Origin of the sequence: Pseudomonas sp. NFACC02 (assembly GCF_900110765.1) — a bacterium.
In the GTDB taxonomy this organism is placed as follows: domain Bacteria; phylum Pseudomonadota; class Gammaproteobacteria; order Pseudomonadales; family Pseudomonadaceae; genus Aquipseudomonas.
Genome location: NZ_FOEO01000001.1, coordinates 52,984 through 71,124, shown reverse-complemented (window position 1 = coordinate 71,124; position 18,141 = coordinate 52,984). Strand labels below are relative to the sequence as shown.

The 18,141-nt window shown below is 60.9% G+C and carries 18 protein-coding genes and 2 pseudogenes; 3 read left to right on the top strand and 17 right to left on the bottom strand.

All coding sequences use genetic code 11. From position 1 onward, the window contains the following. Positions 1–127 precede the first annotated feature (127 nt). From BMY73_RS00325 to BMY73_RS00295, 8 genes are all read right to left on the bottom strand, one after another. The gene (locus BMY73_RS00325) at positions 128–376 is read right to left on the bottom strand and encodes a hypothetical protein (RefSeq protein WP_092404157.1); all 249 of its coding nucleotides are present in this window, start codon (positions 374–376) and stop codon (positions 128–130) included. A 103-nt stretch (positions 377–479) separates the two neighbouring features. Then, on the bottom strand, positions 480–3,155 hold the full coding sequence (locus BMY73_RS00320; protein WP_092404152.1) for an excinuclease ABC subunit UvrA: 2,676 nt from the start codon (positions 3,153–3,155) through the stop codon (positions 480–482). A 48-nt stretch (positions 3,156–3,203) separates the two neighbouring features. Next, the gene (locus BMY73_RS28215) at positions 3,204–3,371 is read right to left on the bottom strand and encodes a hypothetical protein (RefSeq protein WP_162770507.1); all 168 of its coding nucleotides are present in this window, start codon (positions 3,369–3,371) and stop codon (positions 3,204–3,206) included. Then, entirely contained in the window at positions 3,368–4,426 is a 1,059-nt protein-coding gene (locus tag BMY73_RS00315; RefSeq protein ID WP_062381439.1) for a DNA topoisomerase IB, read from the bottom strand. Before BMY73_RS00315 ends, BMY73_RS28215 begins: the two co-directional genes overlap by 4 nt. 85 nt (positions 4,427–4,511) lie before the next feature. Further along, positions 4,512–5,600, bottom strand: coding sequence for a molybdenum ABC transporter ATP-binding protein (gene modC / locus BMY73_RS00310; RefSeq protein ID WP_092404150.1), 1,089 nt, complete (start codon positions 5,598–5,600; stop codon positions 4,512–4,514). Between the two features lie 7 nt (positions 5,601–5,607). Further along, complete coding sequence (gene modB / locus BMY73_RS00305) at positions 5,608–6,288, bottom strand: molybdate ABC transporter permease subunit (RefSeq protein WP_092404139.1); 681 nt, start codon at positions 6,286–6,288, stop codon at positions 5,608–5,610. Continuing rightward, complete coding sequence (modA, locus tag BMY73_RS00300; RefSeq protein ID WP_092404137.1) at positions 6,289–7,056, bottom strand: molybdate ABC transporter substrate-binding protein; 768 nt, start codon at positions 7,054–7,056, stop codon at positions 6,289–6,291. It abuts the gene before it with no gap. Positions 7,057–7,190: 134 nt separating this feature from the next. Then, on the bottom strand, positions 7,191–8,273 hold the full coding sequence (locus tag BMY73_RS00295) for an NAD(P)H-dependent flavin oxidoreductase (RefSeq protein ID WP_062381447.1): 1,083 nt from the start codon (positions 8,271–8,273) through the stop codon (positions 7,191–7,193). A gap of 139 nt (positions 8,274–8,412) precedes the next feature. Between BMY73_RS00295 and BMY73_RS00290 the strand changes: the two genes are divergently transcribed. Further along, the gene (locus BMY73_RS00290; protein ID WP_092404135.1) at positions 8,413–9,051 is read left to right on the top strand and encodes an acrylate utilization transcriptional regulator AcuR; all 639 of its coding nucleotides are present in this window, start codon (positions 8,413–8,415) and stop codon (positions 9,049–9,051) included. A 62-nt stretch (positions 9,052–9,113) separates the two neighbouring features. Beyond that, the gene (locus BMY73_RS00285) at positions 9,114–10,097 is read left to right on the top strand and encodes an acrylyl-CoA reductase (NADPH) (protein ID WP_092404126.1); all 984 of its coding nucleotides are present in this window, start codon (positions 9,114–9,116) and stop codon (positions 10,095–10,097) included. 5 nt (positions 10,098–10,102) lie between these two features. Here the strand turns inward: BMY73_RS00285 and BMY73_RS00280 are convergent, their stop codons facing one another. The 9 genes and pseudogenes from BMY73_RS00280 to BMY73_RS28660 form a co-directional block, all read right to left on the bottom strand. Next, complete coding sequence (locus BMY73_RS00280; RefSeq protein ID WP_092404125.1) at positions 10,103–10,561, bottom strand: RES family NAD+ phosphorylase; 459 nt, start codon at positions 10,559–10,561, stop codon at positions 10,103–10,105. Beyond that, positions 10,561–11,010 (bottom strand): type II RES/Xre toxin-antitoxin system antitoxin, encoded by a 450-nt coding sequence (locus BMY73_RS00275; protein WP_238591697.1) that lies wholly within the window; start codon positions 11,008–11,010, stop codon positions 10,561–10,563. Before BMY73_RS00275 ends, BMY73_RS00280 begins: the two co-directional genes overlap by 1 nt. A 177-nt stretch (positions 11,011–11,187) precedes the next feature. Beyond that, positions 11,188–12,057 carry a copper homeostasis membrane protein CopD gene (copD, locus tag BMY73_RS00270; RefSeq protein ID WP_092404123.1) on the bottom strand — a complete coding sequence of 290 codons (870 nt, stop codon included), beginning with the start codon at positions 12,055–12,057 and terminating at the stop codon, positions 11,188–11,190. 4 nt (positions 12,058–12,061) lie between these two features. Beyond that, positions 12,062–12,448, bottom strand: coding sequence for a copper homeostasis periplasmic binding protein CopC (gene copC, locus BMY73_RS00265; protein ID WP_062381460.1), 387 nt, complete (start codon positions 12,446–12,448; stop codon positions 12,062–12,064). 138 nt (positions 12,449–12,586) lie between these two features. Continuing rightward, positions 12,587–13,378, bottom strand: a complete 792-nt coding sequence (locus tag BMY73_RS00260) for an anti-sigma factor (protein ID WP_092404121.1) — start codon at positions 13,376–13,378, stop codon at positions 12,587–12,589. Beyond that, positions 13,375–13,872 carry an RNA polymerase sigma factor gene (locus BMY73_RS00255; protein WP_062381465.1) on the bottom strand — a complete coding sequence of 166 codons (498 nt, stop codon included), beginning with the start codon at positions 13,870–13,872 and terminating at the stop codon, positions 13,375–13,377. The genes BMY73_RS00260 and BMY73_RS00255 overlap by 4 nt, the downstream gene beginning before the upstream one ends. Positions 13,873–13,942: 70 nt before the next feature. Continuing rightward, positions 13,943–14,500, bottom strand: a complete 558-nt coding sequence (locus BMY73_RS00250; RefSeq protein ID WP_092404119.1) for a tetratricopeptide repeat protein — start codon at positions 14,498–14,500, stop codon at positions 13,943–13,945. 252 nt (positions 14,501–14,752) lie between these two features. Beyond that, complete coding sequence (locus BMY73_RS28665) at positions 14,753–15,364, bottom strand: methyl-accepting chemotaxis protein (RefSeq protein WP_370588089.1); 612 nt, start codon at positions 15,362–15,364, stop codon at positions 14,753–14,755. A gap of 516 nt (positions 15,365–15,880) precedes the next feature. Next, positions 15,881–16,390 (bottom strand): annotated as a pseudogene (locus BMY73_RS28660) (MCP four helix bundle domain-containing protein); the annotation flags it as partial. Between the two features lie 303 nt (positions 16,391–16,693). On the opposite strand from BMY73_RS28660, the pseudogene BMY73_RS00240 reads away from it, so the two are divergent. Next, positions 16,694–17,869 (top strand): annotated as a pseudogene (locus BMY73_RS00240) (pyridoxal phosphate-dependent aminotransferase); the annotation flags it as partial. Between the last annotated feature and the right edge of the window lie 272 nt (positions 17,870–18,141).

Below are 18,141 nucleotides of genomic sequence, written 5' to 3'. Positions count from 1 at the left end.
ATAAGAGCGGTTTAGCTCAACAGACGCCACTCTAGCAAGCCGTACGTGGAGTGGGGCATTCTCAAAGGCGTTTTGCCGAAGTCCGAGCGAAAAAAAAACCGGCCTCAACCTTCTCTGAGCCGGTGCTCTACTTTCCTTCCTGTTTTTCTCCGTTTGCGGTCGCTGCTTCTTTATGCAAGGTCTCCGTCTCGGCACCTGCGTTGGCGCCGGATGATTCTTCGCCTTTCTTGTTGGCTTTTTCCTGGTTGGATTCCTTGGGCTTCGCATGATTGTCTACGGGCAGTGCCGTCTTGGGGTCGTTGTCTTGCGCGACGGCCAGTAATGAGCAGGTCGACAGCAGGCCCGCCAGCGCGAAGGTAGTGATCAACCTGTTCATGGTCCTAACCTCTTGAAGGGTGTGTGCCTTTTGAGGCTTTTCGCGTCTGAAGGTGCGGCCGGGCGGACGAATGGAAGCCGTGTCCGCCCGGCCAGTGCCGTGTTCAGCCCGCAAGAATCGCCCGCAGGAACGGCGCCGTGCGGCTGGTCTTGACCTTCGCCACCTTCTCCGGTGTGCCGCTGGCGACGATATTGCCGCCTTGATCGCCAGCACCCGGTCCGACGTCGATCACCCAGTCACTCTGCGCCACGACGCGCATTTCATGCTCGACGACGATCACGGTGTGCCCGCCGTCTACTAGCGCATTGAGCTGTTTGAGCAAGCGATCGACGTCGGTCGGGTGCAGTCCGGTCGTCGGCTCGTCCAGCACGTAAAGCGTGGCGCCGCGTTGCGTGCGTTGCAGTTCAGTCGCCAGTTTGATGCGTTGCGCTTCGCCACCGGACAGCTCTGTCGCGGGCTGACCCAGGCGCAGGTAGCCCAGGCCAATATCACGCAGGACGGTCAGCGACCTGAGCACTGCCGGTTGGTCGACGAAGACATCGACGGCTTGTTCGACGGTCAGTTGGAGCACTTGGGCGATGCTGAGGTTTTGCCAACGGATGGCGAGTGTGTCGGGGTTATAGCGGGCACCGTGGCAGGTCGGGCAGGGTGCGTAGACGCTCGGCATGAACAGCAGCTCTACGCTGACGAAGCCTTCGCCCTCGCACACGGGGCAGCGGCCTTTGGCGACGTTGAAGGAGAACTGCCCGGCGTCGTAGCCGGCGGCCTTCGCGTCCTCGGTGGCGGCGAACAGTTTGCGCACGTTGTCGAACAGGCCCGTGTAGGTCGCCAGGTTGGAGCGAGGGGTTCTGCCGATGGGCTTCTGATCGACCTGAACCAGCCGCTTGATGGCGTCCAGTCCTCCTGAGATCCGGCCGCCGGTGAGCTGCGGAGCGTCGTCTTCCAAACTGGGTTCTTCCTGCTCACTGGCGCTGGAAGCAGGGCGGCCCAGTTCAGCCCCGACCAGTTCCAGCAACGCCTGGCTTACGAGGCTGGATTTGCCCGAACCGGAAATGCCGGTCACGGCGGTGAAACATCCCAGCGGAAATTCGGCCGTGAGGTCATTGAGGTTGTTTCGGGTGACGCCTTCCAGTCGCAGCCAGCCGGTGGCAGTGCGGCGTGAGGTGCGCAAATCGCTGTGTTCGGCAAACAGGTGCAATCGGGTTTGTGACGCCTCGATCTGCGCCAGTCCTGCTGGCGGGCCGCTGTAAAGGACGCGGCCTCCATGTTCGCCGGCAGCGGGGCCGACGTCGATCAACCAGTCGGCGCGGCGCATGGTTTCGAGGTCGTGTTCCACAACGAACAGAGAATTACCGGAAGCCTTGAGTTGCTGAAGGGCAGTGAACAACGCTTCGCTGTCCGCGGGGTGCAGTCCGGCTGAGGGCTCGTCCAGCACGTAGATCACGCCGAACAATTGAGACCCTAGCTGCGTCGCCAGACGCAAGCGTTGCAGTTCGCCCGAAGACAGCGTCGGCGTACTGCGTTCTAGGGCCAGGTAACCCAAGCCGAGGTCGGTCAGGGTGCTGACGCGCGTCAGCAGGTCTTGCGCAATCCGCTGTGCGGCCAGCCGCTTCTCAATAGACAGGTTGGGCGTCGTCCGGACGTCAGGCGCGCTTTCATGTGAGGCGCCGCCTGCCTTGATGCGCTGCTTGCGCGCCTTGGCGATTTGCTGACGGTCAAGGGTGTCGCTGTCCGGGGCGTCGTCGAACACACCTTCGGCCACCGGGCGCAGCACCTCAGCCAGCCGCAGCAGCGGCATTTGTGAGAGCTCACCGATGTCCAGGCCGGCAAAGGTCACAGAAAGGGCTTCGCGTTTGAGTCGCTTTCCATCGCACAACGGGCAGGGGCTGCCACGCATGAATTGCGAGACGCGCCGCTTCATCAGGGCGCTTTGCGAGTGGGTGAAGGTGTGCAGCACATAGCGGCGGGCGCCGATGAAGGTGCCCTGATAGCTGGGTTCAAGCTTGCGCTTGAGCGCCACGCGGGTTTCTTCAGGTGTCAGGCCTGCATACACCGGAACGGTGGGTTGCTCCTCGGTGAACAGAATCCAGTCACGCTGTTTTTTCGGCAGATCACGCCACGGGATGTCGACGTCGTAACCGAGGGTGACGAGAATGTCGCGCTGGTTCTGTCCTTGCCACGCCAGCGGCCAGGACGCAACGGCGCGTTGGCGAATGGACAGGGAGTCGTCGGGCACCATCAGCGCTTCGGGTACTTCGTACACGCGGCCCAGACCATGGCACTCGGGGCAGGCGCCTTGGGGCAGGTTGGGTGAGAAGTCCTCGGCATAGAGCATGGGTTGCCCGGCCGGGTAGTTCCCGGCCCGCGAGTACAGCATGCGGATCAGGCTGGACAGCGTGGTGACGCTCCCGACCGATGAGCGCGTGCTCGGCGTGCCGCGTTGCTGCTGCAAGGCCACGGCAGGCGGCAAGCCTTCGATGGAGTCGACGTTGGGCACGCCGACCTGATCGATCAAACGGCGTGCGTAAGGCGCTACCGATTCGAAGTAGCGACGTTGCGCCTCGGCATACAGCGTCGAAAACGCCAACGATGACTTACCCGACCCGGAAACGCCGGTGAACACCACCAGCGCATCGCGGGGGATGTCGACGTCTACGTCCTTGAGATTGTGCTCACGGGCGCCACGCACGCGGACAAAGCCGGGTTGGTCAGGTGCGACGGTGGAGGAAACGGATGACTGTGGAACGGCATCGTCGGCGGAATGTGGCGCAGGGGTCATGTGCGGGCCTTGGTGGCGGATGGAGGGGAGAGATCGCAAGGCTCAAGCTTAATCGGCATCGGGGACTTTGGGGGTATGTCCGGCATCGTCGTTCTTTCCCCCGGTCATGGACTGTTCTTTGCGACTCTCGTCCGTCCGTTCGCGGTCGTCCGCAACGTCTGCCGGTTTTGCTTTGGGGTTGTTGATTTCCTTGCCGGGAAATGAGTGCTGCTTCATGCTTTTTCTCCTGTTGATTCGCGTAATGCTTCAGCGGCCTGCAGGCCTTGTAAAAATCCGGCCAGTGCCGCTTCTTCAAGCCGCAGCCCCTTGCGCTGTCGTGAGCGGGGCAGTTTCGCCAGTTCGCCGACGACGAACGCTTCCAGAACCGCCGGGTGGATGTAGCATTTGCGGCAGACCGCGGGGGTATTGCCTAGCAGCCGGGCAACTTCCTTGACCATGGCGACGATGTGTTTCTTCGCATCGGACTCCGGTTCCCAGTGCAGTTTGCGCAATGTCGCCAGCGCCATGGCGCTGCCCGCCCACGTCCGGTAGTCCTTGGCGGTGAAATCGGCTCCGGTGAGCTGGTGCAGGTACTGATTGATGTCTGACGAGGTGACCGTGTGACGGTGGCCATCTTCATCCAGGTACTGGAAGAGGTTTTGTCCTGGCAATTCCATGCAGCGTTTGATGATGTTGGCCAGACGCCGGTCGGTGACGCTGACCTGATGCTCCACACCGCTTTTACCGCGAAATTCGAAGATGATTTTACTGCCGTGCACGTCCACATGTTTGTTGCGCAGGGTTGTTAGCCCGTAGGAGCGATTGTCTCGCGCGTACTGGCTGTTGCCGATGCGGATCAGCGTCTGATCGAGCAGCGACACGACCGCCGCCATGACTTTCTCGCGGCCCATGCCGGGGGCTGCCAGTTGCGCCTCCAGCTGTTTGCGCACCTTGGGTAGCACCAAGCCGAAGGCGATCATTCGCGAGTATTTGTTCTCGTCACGAATTTCGCGCCAGCGCGGGTGATAGCGGTATTGCTTGCGGCCTCGGGCATCGCGCCCGGTCGCCTGCAAATGGCCGCGCGGATCTGCACAGATCCACACGTCGGTGTAGGCGGGCGGAATGACCAGCGCATTGATGCGCTTGATCTCGGCTTCATCCCGAATGCGTTCGCCCGACGTGTCGAAATACGCGAATTTCCCGCGAAGAATCTTGCGAGAGAAACCCGGCTGACTGTCGTCGACGTAGTGCAGATCCTTGGGCAAGTCTTCTTTGAGGGTGGTGTCCGGCATGTGCGGCAATCCTGAGTGCTGGTCTTTGCATTGACCGTCCCGTTGCACAGTGGTGCCGATTATTTGGTGCGTCTTGCGCTGGCTACTAGGCGAGCAGTGCCACCGATTTGATCTGCGCCCAGAGCCGCTGGCCTGGATGAAGGTGTAACTGATCCCGGGAATAGCGCGTGATTCGCGCCAGCAAGTGTGTGCCCTCGGCATCGAGCCGTACGAGCACATGGGCTGCGTTGTCGGCGGTGACTTCGCTGACCACCGTGACTGGCAGGCGATTGAGGATACTGCTCTGGTCGTCGGGTTGCAGATTGAGGCTGACATCCCGTGCCTGGATCTTGAAGCGCAACGATTTGCCCGCCTCCAGTGGGGAGTGCGCCACGCGAATCGACAAGCGGCTGGTGGGGAGGCGCACCGTCACCAAGTGATACGTCGTGTCGTATGCAATCACCTGACCCTCGATCACTACGCCAGCGTCGTCGCCCATGGCCAGCGGCAGGTCCAGGCGCGCCAGCGTTTCGCCAATGGGCCCGCTGGCCAGCGTTTTGCCGTCGCTCAGCAGTACCAGATGGTCGGCCAGGCGTGCGACTTCGTCCTGGGAGTGACTGACGTAGAGCATCGGAATGTCGAGTTCGTCATGCAGGCGTTCAAGGTACGGCAGGATTTCGCGCTTGCGAGAAGCGTCCAGCGCCGCGAGCGGTTCGTCCAGCAGCAGCAGGCGAGGACTGGTGAGCAGCGCCCGGGCAATGCCGACGCGCTGGCGTTCGCCGCCGGACAGTGTGTCAGGCTGACGCTCCAGCAAGTGATCGATGCCCAGCAACGCCGTCGCGTGATCGAGTTTGACCCTGCGTTCGCCCACCGCGATGCGTTTGAGGCCGAATTCCAGGTTGCTGCGCACCGTCAGGTGCGCAAACAGGCTCGCTTCCTGAAACACATAACCCAGCGCACGTTTGTGCGGCGCGAGAAAGATACCGTTGGCGCTGTCGTGCCAGGCCTCGCCGTTGACGCGAATGAACGCGTCCTTTGGTTTTTCCAGGCCTGCGATGCACCGAAGGCACGTGGTCTTGCCTGAGCCGGAATGGCCATAGAGCGCCGTGACGCCGCGCCCCGGAAGTGACAGGTCAACACTGAGCGAAAAGTTCGGGAAGTCCACGTTCAGACGGACGTCGATGGAGGGTGTCATGGGTCAGTCAGCTCCAGGCCGATCGGGTTTTACCGCTGGCGTAGAGCGCCAATAGAACCAGGAATGAGAACAGCAGCATGGCGCCGGCCAGCCAGTGAGCTTGTGTGTATTCCAGCGCTTCGACGTGGTTGTAGATTTGCGTCGACACCACGCGGGTTTTCTGCGGAATGTTGCCGCCAATCATCAACACCACGCCGAATTCGCCGACGGTGTGCGCAAATCCCAGAATCGCGCCGGTCAGGAAGCCTGGGCGCGCCAGCGGCAATACGACCGAGAAAAAGGTGTCCCAAGGGCTCGCACGCAGGGTCGCGGCGACCTCAAGGGGACGAGGTCCGATCGCCATAAACGCGTTTTGCAGAGGCTGTACCACGAACGGCATGGAATACAGAACCGATCCGATCACAAGGCCGGTAAAGCTGAAGGTAAAAGTGCCGAGCCCCAGTTTCTGGGTCAATTGTCCCAGCGCGCCATTCGGGCCGAGCAACAACAGCAGATAGAAGCCGATCACCGTGGGGGGTAACACCAGCGGCAAGGCCACCACGGCGCCAATCGGTCCCCTGAGCCACGAGCGGGTGCGCGCCAGCCACCAGGCGATAGGCGTGCCGATCACCAGCAGGATCAGGGTGGTCAGCGACGCCAGTTTCAGCGTCAGCCAGATCGCGGAGAGATCGGCATTGTCCAGTGGCATTTACAGTTGATACCCGAACGACTTGATCACGGCCGCTGCTTTCGGGCTTTTGAGGTATTCCATCAGCGCTTTGGCTGCGGCGTTGTCCTTGCCTTTATTGAGGATCACGGCGTCCTGTTTGATCGGCTCATGCAGATTGGCCGGCACGATCCAGGCCGAGCCGCCGGTCAGCTTGCCGTCCTTGTAGATCTGGGACAGCGCGACGAAGCCCAGTTCGGCGTTACCGGTCTGCACGAATTGATACGCCTGGGCGATGCTCTGACCTTCAACGATCTTGGGTTGGGTAGCGGCAGTCAGGCCCAGCTTGTCAAGCACTTGAGTGGCGGCCAGGCCATAAGGCGCCGCCTTAGGGTTGGCGATGGAGAGGTGGTTGTAAGTGTTGTCTTTGAGCACCTGACCTTTGTCATCCACGTAACCGTCTTTGGCGGACCACAATGCCAGGGTGCCGACCGCGTAGGTGAAGCGCGAGCCTTTGACGGTCTCGTTTTCGCGCTCAAGCCTGGCCGGGGTGGTGTCGTCAGCGGCGAGGAACACTTCGAAGGGCGCGCCATTCTTGATCTGGGTGTAGAACTGGCCGGTGGCGCCGAACGAGGCCACCAGTGTGTGACCGGTGTCTTTTTCGAAATCCTTCGCGATGGCCTGAATCGGCGCTGTGAAGTTGGCGGCCACGGCCACCTGGACTTCATTGGCCCATGCACGGGTCGCCGAGAGCGCAGCGACAGTGATGGCCAGAGAATTAAGTGTCAGGCGAAGGACGGTTGCGCGCATGAACAGCTCCGTGGTGGTGGGATGAGGTGAGGGCGGGGATCAGCCGAAAACCGACCAAACGCTATGCACTGAAATATATAGCGAGTCATCACCTCAAGGAAGCGTGTTCTTTTGCGCGCGAGCTCAATCGCTGGTCAGTTTCTGACGCCAGCCAGTCGTTCGAGGGTCTGAATGGCCAGTTGGCGCGTCCATGCCTCGGCTGGCAGTTGATGCTTGATCCCCACCGCCTGACCCGCCCAGAGGTTCATGAACCCGCTGTCGCCTTGAGGTTCGGCTTTGGCGCGCAGCGGCATCAGAGCGCCACCGGCGGTGGGGAAGTCAGGCGCGGCTGCGTTGATCGGGCCGATCTCCCTCATGATGCGATTGACGATCCCGCGTGCAGGGCGACCGGTGAACAGGTTGGTCACAGCGGTCTGACTGTCGGTGGCGCTTCGCAGCGCAGCTTGATGCAACGTCGAGGTTTTGGCTTCCGGGCAAAACAGATAAGCCGTACCCACCTGGACGGCCGAGGCGCCCAGCATGAATGCAGCTGCAACACCGCGGCTGTCGGCGATCCCTCCCGCTGCAATCACCGGCACGCTGACGGCGTCGGCGATTTGCGGGACGAGCGCCAAAGTACCGACCTGGGTGTACAGCTCATGACTGAGGAACATGCCGCGATGGCCACCCGCTTCGTTGCCCATGGCGATAACGGCGTCGCAGCCATGCTGCTCCAGCCAGACGGCTTCTTCGACCGTGGTCGCAGAGGAAATCACCTTGGCCCCGGCGGCCTTGACGCGCTTTACGTAGTCGGCAGACGGCAGGCCGAAGTGGAAGCTGACCACTTCAGGTTTTAGTTCTTCCACCAAGACGCAGCTCATCTCATCGAAAGGGGCGCGGTTTGTGGTCGGCGTGGGTGCATCGAAGTCCGCGCCCAGTTCCTGATAGTAAGGCTGCAACAGGTCTTTCCAGGCCTTGGCGGCTTCGGGATTCGCGTCCGGGTTCTGGTGGCTGAAGAAATTGAGATTTAGCGGTGCGTGCGTCCCGGCACGGATCGCGGCGACCTCTTCGCGGATCTGGTCGTGGCTGAGCATGGCGCAGGGCAACGATGGGAGCCCACCGGCCTTACCGACTTCGATCGCCAGTGCCGAGCCTGCCGCGCCTGCCATTGGCGCAAGCAGAATAGGCACCTCAATGCCGAGCAGTTTCAGAATGCGGGTGTCGGGCCAGGCAATCATGGGCAGATTCTCCAAAGGCGGTTAGAAGAAGGCGTGCTTCACAGGCTTTGGCGCCTGAAACAGGCGCAAGCTGACAGACGTTTACGCAGATCCAGAAGGTGGGTTGATTTAATAGTCGATCAGTCTAATATGCAACCCCATGAACGAGACGCTCGAAAAACCCAAACGTCGTGGCCGTCCACCCAAGGTTGCCCGCGACGAACCCTTCGACACCCGCACGGCGCTGGTGCGCTGTGGCGTGGAAGTGCTCACTGAACAGGGCTTCATGGCAACGGGCATCGACGGCATTCTCAAGCGCGTCGGCGTGCCGAAAGGCTCTTTCTACCACTATTTCCCCAGTAAGGAAGCCTTTGGTCTTGAGGTCCTGGAAAGCTATGCCGGTTACTTTGCCAGACGCCTCGACCGCTGGTTGCTTGACGAGGCGCTGTCGCCGCTTGAGCGACTGGCCGGGTTCGTCCAGCACTCCAAGGTCAGCATGGCGCGCTACGGTTACCGCCGTGGCTGTCTGGTGGGCAACCTGGGGCAGGAAGTCAGTGTGCTGCCGCACGGGTTTCGTGAGGCACTGGAAAGCACGTTCCTCGACTGGCAACGACGGTTGAGTGCCTGCTTTGATGCGGCGAAACAAGCAGGGGAGCTTCCCGCGAACGCGGATTCCCAAGCGCTGGCGGCGTACTTCTGGATCGGCTGGGAAGGTGCCGTGCTTCGCGCGCGACTGGTACAGAGCGATGGTCCCCTCAATATTTTTATCGCCGGCTTTCTTCGTGGGCTTCCGCGATGAGGCCCATGCCATTTCTTATCCATGACTGCTTATAGACGATCGGTCTATAACGGAGGCTTAACATGTTCGACGGCATTCTGATTGACAAGGACGACAGCGGTTATCACGTCCAGCTGACCGCCATTGACGAAGCGCGTTTGCCTGCGGGTGACGTGACGGTCCGTGTGGCCTACAGCACGCTCAACTACAAGGACGCGATGGCGATCACCGGTAAAGGGCCGATTGTACGCACGTTTCCCATGATCCCAGGCGTAGACCTCGCGGGAACCGTGGAGCAGAGCAGCAACCCGGACTTCAAACCGGGTGATCAGGTGTTGCTCAATGGCTGGGGTGTCGGCGAGGGCCATTGGGGCGGCCTTGCGCAAATGGCGAGGCTTGAAGGCAAATGGCTGATTCCACTGCCGGCGGCGTTCAGCGCAGCGCAGGCCATGGCCATCGGGACAGCGGGGTACACGGCGATGTTGGCGGTGATGGCGCTGGAGAAGAATGGCGTGACACCGGACAAGGGCGAGATCCTGGTGACGGGTGCCAATGGCGGCGTCGGCAGTTTTTCCATCGCCATTCTGGCGAAGCTGGGTTACCACGTCGTGGCTTCGACGGGGCGTCTGGAAGAAAGCGAATACCTCAAACAGTTGGGCGCGGCCGAAGTGATTGACCGAGCGACGCTGTCGCAGCCCGGGCGTCCGTTGGCCAAGGAACGTTGGGCGGGCGCCATTGATTCGGTCGGCAGTCACACCCTCGCGAACATCTGCGCCAGCATGCGTTACTGGGGTACCGTGGCGGCATGCGGTCTGGCACAAGGCATGGAGTTTCCGGCATCGGTGGCGCCGTTCATTCTGCGTGGGGTGACGCTGGCCGGGATCGACAGTGTCATGCGCCCGCGTCAGGACCGTATTGACGCGTGGGCACGTCTGGCGACGGATCTGGACCGGTCGCGGCTGGCGCTGATCACGCATGAAATCGGCCTGGGGGAGGTGATTGATACCGCGCAACGGCTCATGGACGGGCGGGTGCGCGGCAGGGTGGTGGTCAACACTCAGCGTTAATCTGTTTAGCGTGCGCGGGTGATGCCATAAATGAAATCGCTCGTTTGCACGACCTTGACCTGAGCCATGGCCGGGTGTTTTGGATTGATCATCAGGCAACGGGTGTGATCCGTTGTCGCCGATGGCAAGATCAGCCCCAATTGATCGGTGCGCTCAAGCCAGGCGGTACCGAAGTCCATACTGGCTTTGTCGGCGGGCAGTGCGTCCCAACCGGGTGGTAATTGGGGGCGAGAGGGCTCGGCGTACAGCGCTGGATCGTCGGGCAGTCGCAGTTCGACGAGTTTCAAGGGCAGGCACGGCACGTGGCCCGCCAGCATGATGGTGTCCAGGGCACAGCCGGCGGCGCTCAGACCCAGATACAGTGCGGGATGATCGGGATGGTTCCAGCGGCCGCCGTACAGCGCGGCGCCCGCGCCGGTGAGTTCGTTTAGGTCTCGGGCCTTGCCGATTCGCCAGGCCCGCATCAAACGACCCCGCCATGCTGCAGCGCCGCCAACGTGCGCCGTACCTGAATGGCACCTATCTCGGTTTCGCAAAGGGTGATCGGGGCCTGGTCATTCAGGGCGCGGTTCGGGGTCATCATCCAGCGTCGCGCGGTGTCCTGGTCCTCGAATACTTCCGCGGCGCGGACAGCAAGCGTGGCGACGCGGTCCAGTCGTTCGGAACCCACCAGATCAAGCGGTCGCTGCTGCCGTTGGCGGCGCTCTAGCGTGGAAACCGATGTGCTGAGCAGCGCCTCCAACTGACTGTTGCTGAGCTGGAATGCGCAGCGTACCGCCTTGACCCAGCCGGGAGGGAAACCTGTGCGGATGTAGGCCAGGCGTTCGGTTTCGTTGCGAGTATTGAGCTGATCGGCTATCAGCCAGAAGGCGGGGGCGGCGGTGTCGATTGATGCGTGAGAAATGGCTGGCACGTCCATGCTCCTTGATTCAGATTCCGAGCTCTGGACGTTACGCCCCTCTCAGCGTTTCTCAAGGGTCAAGCTGTTACAGGTATTTGCCTGAGTCTCAGGGTCCAGCGGATGACGTTTCGCGTCCCGAGCGATTAGCGTCGGTGAAGCGCTGCGAAACTCCCGGCGTTGCGCTGAAACTCAGGCCAGCATCGGCGGCAATGTGCCCAGCAGCGAAACCGCCGCCAGTGCCGCTGATCCGAACAGACATTCGAACAGCACGCTCACGCGCAGTGCCGATAGCCGAAGATCGGTCGCCCGGGCCAGGCTTCGGTTGACTGCTGCAAGCGCCAGCATGCATAGCACCATGCCCACCTTGACAGCCAGCACCTGGCCGAAACCGGAGAACGCGGGTTGGGGCCAGAGCGCGCCGCTCAAGGCCCGCACGTTGATCATGCCGGTGGCGACGATCAGCGCGACCAGCCCATAGCCAATCCCGCTGAATCGCACCAGCACCGCCCGTACATCAACCGTGCCGGGGCTGCTCAGCAGTACCGCCAGCATCAGGAGGCCGCCAAGCCAGGTGCCAACGCCGATCAAGTGCAGCATCTGATTGAAAATCAGCAGTTGGCCCTGCGTTCCGTCGTACATGGCCCCATGTCCGACGGGCGCCAGTGTCAGAAGCAGCAACGTATTGACCAGCAACCCGAGCCTTGGCCGGGACCGCGGCCCTGGCAGGCAGAACAGCACGGCAAGCAGGCCGAGGAAGAGATGGGCGATCCACACATGACCGAAAAAAGTATGGCCGATCACGGACCCGATTGTCTGCAGGCTCACCGCGTCGTGCCAGTCATCGGCCATGCTCGCGGCCGTCAGCATCAGCCAGGCCATGGCACTCATCAATCCCAGGATGGCGAGCCCGGCCATTGCCCGGTCAAGTCGACGGGTCATCCCGGCTTCAAAGGATGACAAGTAAGAGGCGAACAGTACGGAACGAAACAGTTCGACGCCGAACAGCAGCAAAACTGCGCCGAAATGCACGAACCGGCACAGAATCAATCCATCCTGCATGGGGTTAAGGCGTCACCTTGAAGCGATAAACGCCTTCACTCTTGTGGGTGTCGACTGACACGGCATGCCACTCGACCTTGTATTTGCCGGGTGCCAAGGGCACGGCGGGCACGACGATCAGGACTTTCTTGTCCGCCGGATCGGTGGTCACGCTTTGGGTCTGGATGATCTCGGTGCTCTCGCCGGGACCGTCCAGGCTCAGGGCGACTTTGGTGAACTTCTCTTCAACACCTTCAGAGAAGGTCAGGCGCAGTTCCTTGGGGCTGGTCACTTCGCTGTCCGCTGCGGGGAGCTGGCTCTCCAGGTGCGCATGGGCGAAAACGGCGGTGGTGGTCAGGCCTGCCAGAAGGGGGAGGCAGCAGAGGGCTTGCTTGAAGCGAAGGGCAGACATCAATGGCACCTTTGGTTGTGCGGCAACGGGTTGCAGCAACGTTCGTGACAGAAACCGATACGTGTCGATTCCGAGCAATTCGAGCGCTACTAGACCAGAAAGTGCCTCCAGACTCCAGTTAATAACCGTCCCGACAGGTCACGCCGGCAAGCCTTTTTGTGCACTGCGCGCCATGAGCCGCAGGTCTTCGAAGGGGTTCTTGCCGATCAGCATGAACGCATGTGTCCCATTCGACCAATACACCACATTCAGGCCCTTGCGCTCTTCGCTGGCAAGCGGCTCGCTGCCGGTGCTGGCGGCCATGGTGATGCATAACGCCAGCGGTCCGTGTCGGGGATCAAGGTAGGTCAGTTGACCGATCAGCACGCCCTCGTAGTCCAGAATCTGTGCGCGTCGAAATTCGGCGCCAGGCAGGGCGACGGTATCGGGCGTCAGCGCAAGCTCCAGTTGCTCGCCAACCGAGTTCAACTGCGCCTGGTGGGAGCTGGCGTCGGACGTCAGGTTAGCCAGGGTGTCGGGGGTGTACAGGGCCATATATTCGGCAACCGAAGCGCGCCAGCCGCCCTTGGTTTCGGCGCTTTGCCAGTTCATGAACAGACGGTCGGCGGCAATACCGGCCATTACGAAACCCGCAGCGGTCGCCAGAAATCCACGGCGGCTCATGGATGCTGCCCTGTGCGGCGTTGTCTGCGGCGGCAATGAGTCGAGCATGGCTTGCAGGCGATCGGTCGGGGCCTGGTCAAGCACGGAGTCGAACGCAATCCGGAAGGGCATGTCGCCACTTTCGAGATAATCAAGGCGTGCGGCGACCGGCCCTTCGGTGCGCAGCAACTGGTCGATGAACTGGCGTTGTTCTCGGTCCAGTTCGTCGTCCAGGTAGGCCACCAACTGTTCGTCTGTGGGGAGCGGATGTGCCTTGCTGTGTGTCATCGCCGTTCTCCTGTCGATTTATCCGACATGGCGCGTGGTGGTGCAGTTTCAGCCAGTTTCAAACGTGCAGCGGCCAGTCGACTCATCACCGTGCCCACCGGAATATGCAGGATTTCCGCAGTTTCTTTGTACGAAAGTCCTTCAACGTAAGTCAGGAAAACGGTTTCGCGTTGCGCCTCGGGCAGGGCGTTGACGCGCTTGATGACCTGCGCGGCCAGCACTTCGTCCTGCGCTTGGGTTTCACCGTCGAACGACAGTTCATGTTCGGCGTCGACAAAACCCTGACCCTGTCGCACCCGTTGCGAACGCAATTCGTTGAGCCAGATCGAGTGCATGATTGCCAGCAGCCAGCGATCCAGTCGTGTGCCGGTCACGAACTGCTCAGCGCGTTCGAGCGCGCGCACGCAGGTGGCTTGTACCAGATCGTCCGCCAGATGTTTTTGTCGAGACAGCACTAACCCGTAGCGCCACAGGCGTGGCAACAGCAGGCCCAGTTCACTACGAAACTCTGCGTCTCTGGCTATGACCGCCTCCCGATCTCACTCATCGCAAACTGACGCTCACTCAGGATTGGGGCGCAGCAGCGATGGCGTCGGCCAGATCTTCGTATTCTTCACAGGTCGTGTTGCACAGTCCCTTGATCTTCACCAACTGTTCCTGGGCCAGATCCAGGCGCCCTTTGATGACATACGCCTCTCCCAGGTATTCACGCACTTGCGCGTAGTTGGGGTCGAGTGCCACGGATTTCAGGTAGTAACTGATGCCTTCGTCGGTGCGGCCCAATTTGCGGGTCGCATACCCACGATAGTTCAGCGCCTTGGCCGTGTTCGGATTTTTCAGCGTATCGAGCAATGCCAGCGCTTCTTCATAGCGGCCGTCTTTGGCGAGTCGATACGCGTAATCGGTGCGATCGGCATCGGAGGTCGCCTGGCTGGTCTGCATTGTGCACTTGCCGGTCTTGCTGTCCCATATTTGCCCTTTAGGGCAATTGGGCTTGGGCGGAGACGATTCGTCGCCGGAGGCATGCGCCTGGCCTGCGACCAAGGCCAGTGCCATGCACATGCCAAGGAGCAAGGGGTTGCGGTGTTCAGCAGCTTCGTGGCTGTTCTTCATGGTGGTCATGCTCCGTAACGATCCAGTCAGGAAAGGTCAGTCTGGTAACAAACGGTGAATTCAATGCCCCACTCGTGGGAAATCCCAGAGCGCGTTGAGTAATGAACACGCCAGCAGGCGAACTTATTCGGTCGGGTAAGAAGGATTTTTTGCACGCTCCGTTCCGGCTTGCGGCGCAGGGGTGAAGGACTGCGTCAGGCAAGACGCAATCCTTCGCTGAAAGCTGAGTTCAGAGGAAGCTGAGTTCAGAGGCCGCTGGCCTCAGAGCTTGAAAAAGCTCACACGTGCGGTCAGCACATCCGCCAGATTGGACAGCTCGTGACTGGAACGTGCCACCTGGCTTGATCCCACGGCGGTTTGCTGCGCCGCGTCATGAATGCGGTTGATGTTATGACTCACGTCTTCCGCCGCCACACCCTGTTGTGCCGCGGCACTGGCGATCTGTGCGTTCATGTCGTTGAGCGCGCCCACTTCATGGCGAATCTTCACCAGAGAGGTCTGTGCTTCCTGCGTCTGGGCCACCGTCTGCTGTGCCATCTCGCGGCTTTCGCGCATCAGATCGGCCGTCTTGCCCGCGCCACTCTGCAACTGACCCACCATGTTGCGGATTTCTTGCGTGGACTCCTGGGTGCGGGTCGCCAGTGAGCGGACTTCGTCGGCCACCACGGCAAAGCCGCGGCCTGCTTCCCCGGCACGGGCAGCCTCGATGGCTGCGTTGAGGGCCAGCAGGTTGGTGCGCTCAGCGATGGAATTGATCACCGCGACAATCGTCTCGATGGCCTGGCTGTCGCTGGAAACCTGGGTCACCGATTCCGCGGCGGTTTCCAGTTTTTCGGCGAGCGCGTGCATGGCCTGTGCGGTGTCCTCGACCATGCGCTTGCCGTGCTCGACTTCATGATCGGCGTTCTGCGTCGCGTTGGCGGCTTTCGCGGCATAGCCCGCGACTTCTTTGACGGTGCTCGCCATCTGATTGATAGCAGCCGCCATGTGCTCGGTCTCGCTGGCCTGCAGACGCATCTGCTCGCTGTTGCTGTCGGAACTGGCGCGCAGTTGAGATGAAGAGCCCGTCAGCTCCATTGCGGCGGCGCGCACTTGGTGGATGGTCGCCGACAAGTGCGCGTTGGTGGTTTTCAGCGCGCCCATGACGCTGTCGGGGTAGGGTGTGTCGACCCGCTCGGTGAGTTCGCCCGCTGCCAGGCGACGAATTGAAGTCGCCACTTCATGGGGCTCTGCGCCGAGTGTCGATTTGATGCTGCGAATGATCAGCAGCGACGCGATGATGCCCAGCAACACGGCGATACCGGTCGACACCAGCATCAACGAGGCGAAGTGCGCGGCCGTCACACGGACGAAACCTATGTGCTCGCTAATGGACGCCTCTTCGAGATCGATCAGCGCATTGATGCGATTCAGCCATTCTTTGTAGGCGCCCGCCACTTCGGCCATCAATACGGCCTGTGCCCCTTCGATGTCACCCTGTTGGCGCAAGCGCAGCACCTTGTCGGTGGCGGTCAAGGCGCTGCGTTCGATGGCCTTGATGCTGCTGAGCAACGCCTGTTCCTGTGCCGTCGCCTGCTTGGTCTGATAAATCTGGTCCATGGGCGCGGCCGATGCCTGATACAGCGCGTTGAGGCGCTCGATATCGCGCAGGTGAGTGGCCAGCCCTTGATCATCGCGCACCAGCACGGCATCGCGAATAGCGATCGCCCGGTCGTGGACGCTGCCACGAAAGTTGATGGCGTAGCGCTGTTTGATGGTTGCGTCTTCGCTGACGTCTGTCAGGGTCGACTCGATCATGCCGACGCGCTGGACGCCGAAGAGGGCTACCAGAATCATCAGCGCCAGGACCAGGCCAAAACCAAGGCCCAGACGTTTTGCAATCGTGAGCTGCTTAAACATATGCGTTACGAATCCCGATTGAATGGTGATATTAGAGAGCTATCATTCGCGCACCTTATACACCGCCTGAGGGTCGGGAGTAGCCCGCTTTTTCTATTGGCGCGATAGTTTTTCACCAAGGGGATTCGCATCACGGCGTGCGTGACACCACTGACCAACCGCCGTGGGCATGGATTCGTTCGAGGTCGGGAGGTGCTTCAACGTCGAGCGTTGCGTGCCGCCTCGTTTTGAAACTATGGTTGCTCCTCTATGGTCGGGCGGCCCGCAGGCCACGACCGCCTTTTCGCATAAAAAGGATCTGTCATGCGCTTTTCTCCCTTCGTCGAGCGAGTTTCCGGCCATGGTGTGGCCGCTTGGGATATTCATCATGAAGCCTTCAACGCCCAGCGCGACGGCGCCGATGTGATCATCCTGAGCATCGGTGATCCCGACTTCGCCACGCCTGATTTCATCACGCAGGCGGCCATCGAGGCGTTACGCGCCGGTGACACCCACTACACGGACATTGCTGGCCGCCCCAAGCTGCGACAGGCCATCGCCGACCGGTATTCGCAACGACTCGGGCGCAGCGTGCTGGCGGACAACGTCATTACCGTGGCGGGCGCACAGAATGCATTGTTCATGGCGTCTATGTGTCTGTTTCAGCCGGGGGATGAGGTGGTCGTCCTTGACCCGATGTATGTCACGTATGAAGCAACGCTCAATGCATCGGGGGCCACACTGGTGCGCGCTACCTGCCGCGCCGAGGATGGATTTCGTCTGCGTGAAGCCGCGTTGAAAAATGCCATCACGCCACGTACCCGCGCCATCTTTCTGTCCAACCCCAACAACCCGACCGGCGTGGTGCTGGATCAACAGGAGCTGCAGTTCATCGCCGATCTGGCCATCGCCCATGACTTGTGGGTGGTGGTGGATGAGGTGTACGAGAGTCTGTGCTATGAGCGCGAATATCAAAGCCTGGCCAGTTTGCCGGGGATGGAGAAGCGTTGCGTGATCATCGGCAGCCTGTCCAAGTCTCACGCCATGACCGGATGGCGGATCGGCTGGATGATCGCCGATGCGCAGTTGATCGGCCATGCCGAAAACCTGGCGTTGAGCATGCTGTATGGCTTGCCGGGATTCGTGATGGAAGGCGCGCTGGCCGCCGTGAATGCCCATGAGCCGGTTACGCGGGAGATGCGCGAGACCTATCGGCGGCGGCGGGATCTGGTGGTGGGGCGCCTGAGCGATTGCCCAGGGCTGTCAGTACTTGCGCCGGACGCCGGGATGTTCGTCCTGGTGGATGTACGCGGAACCGGGCTGAGGTCGCTGGATTTCGCCTGGCGGCTGTTTCACGAAACCGGTGTGTCGGTATTGGACGCGGCAGCGTTTGGCGAGCCGGCGCAAGGGTTCGTGCGCTTGTCGTTCACCTTGAGCGATGAGCAACTGGCCGAAGCTTGTGAAAGGATTGCGAACTTTGTCGGTCAACTTCCCCGGGTAATTTGATCGCTGGAAACTTGCCTGATCCTGCAAGTTATCAGCAAACATTATCCTGGACGCTGACAGCGGTGTGCCCATTGATTGAACGGGACCGTACAGAAGTTAAAAATTTATTTAATAAAAAAAGCCACCGCACTGATGTGGGGTGGCTAAAAAGTCTTACCAAAGGAATGATGAAGTGGAGCAAGATTCGATTGCCTGATGTTGCGGATTCATCAGGCCGTTGAGTCATGTGCTTCATCGCCGACAACGGTAACACCGCATGGATGATT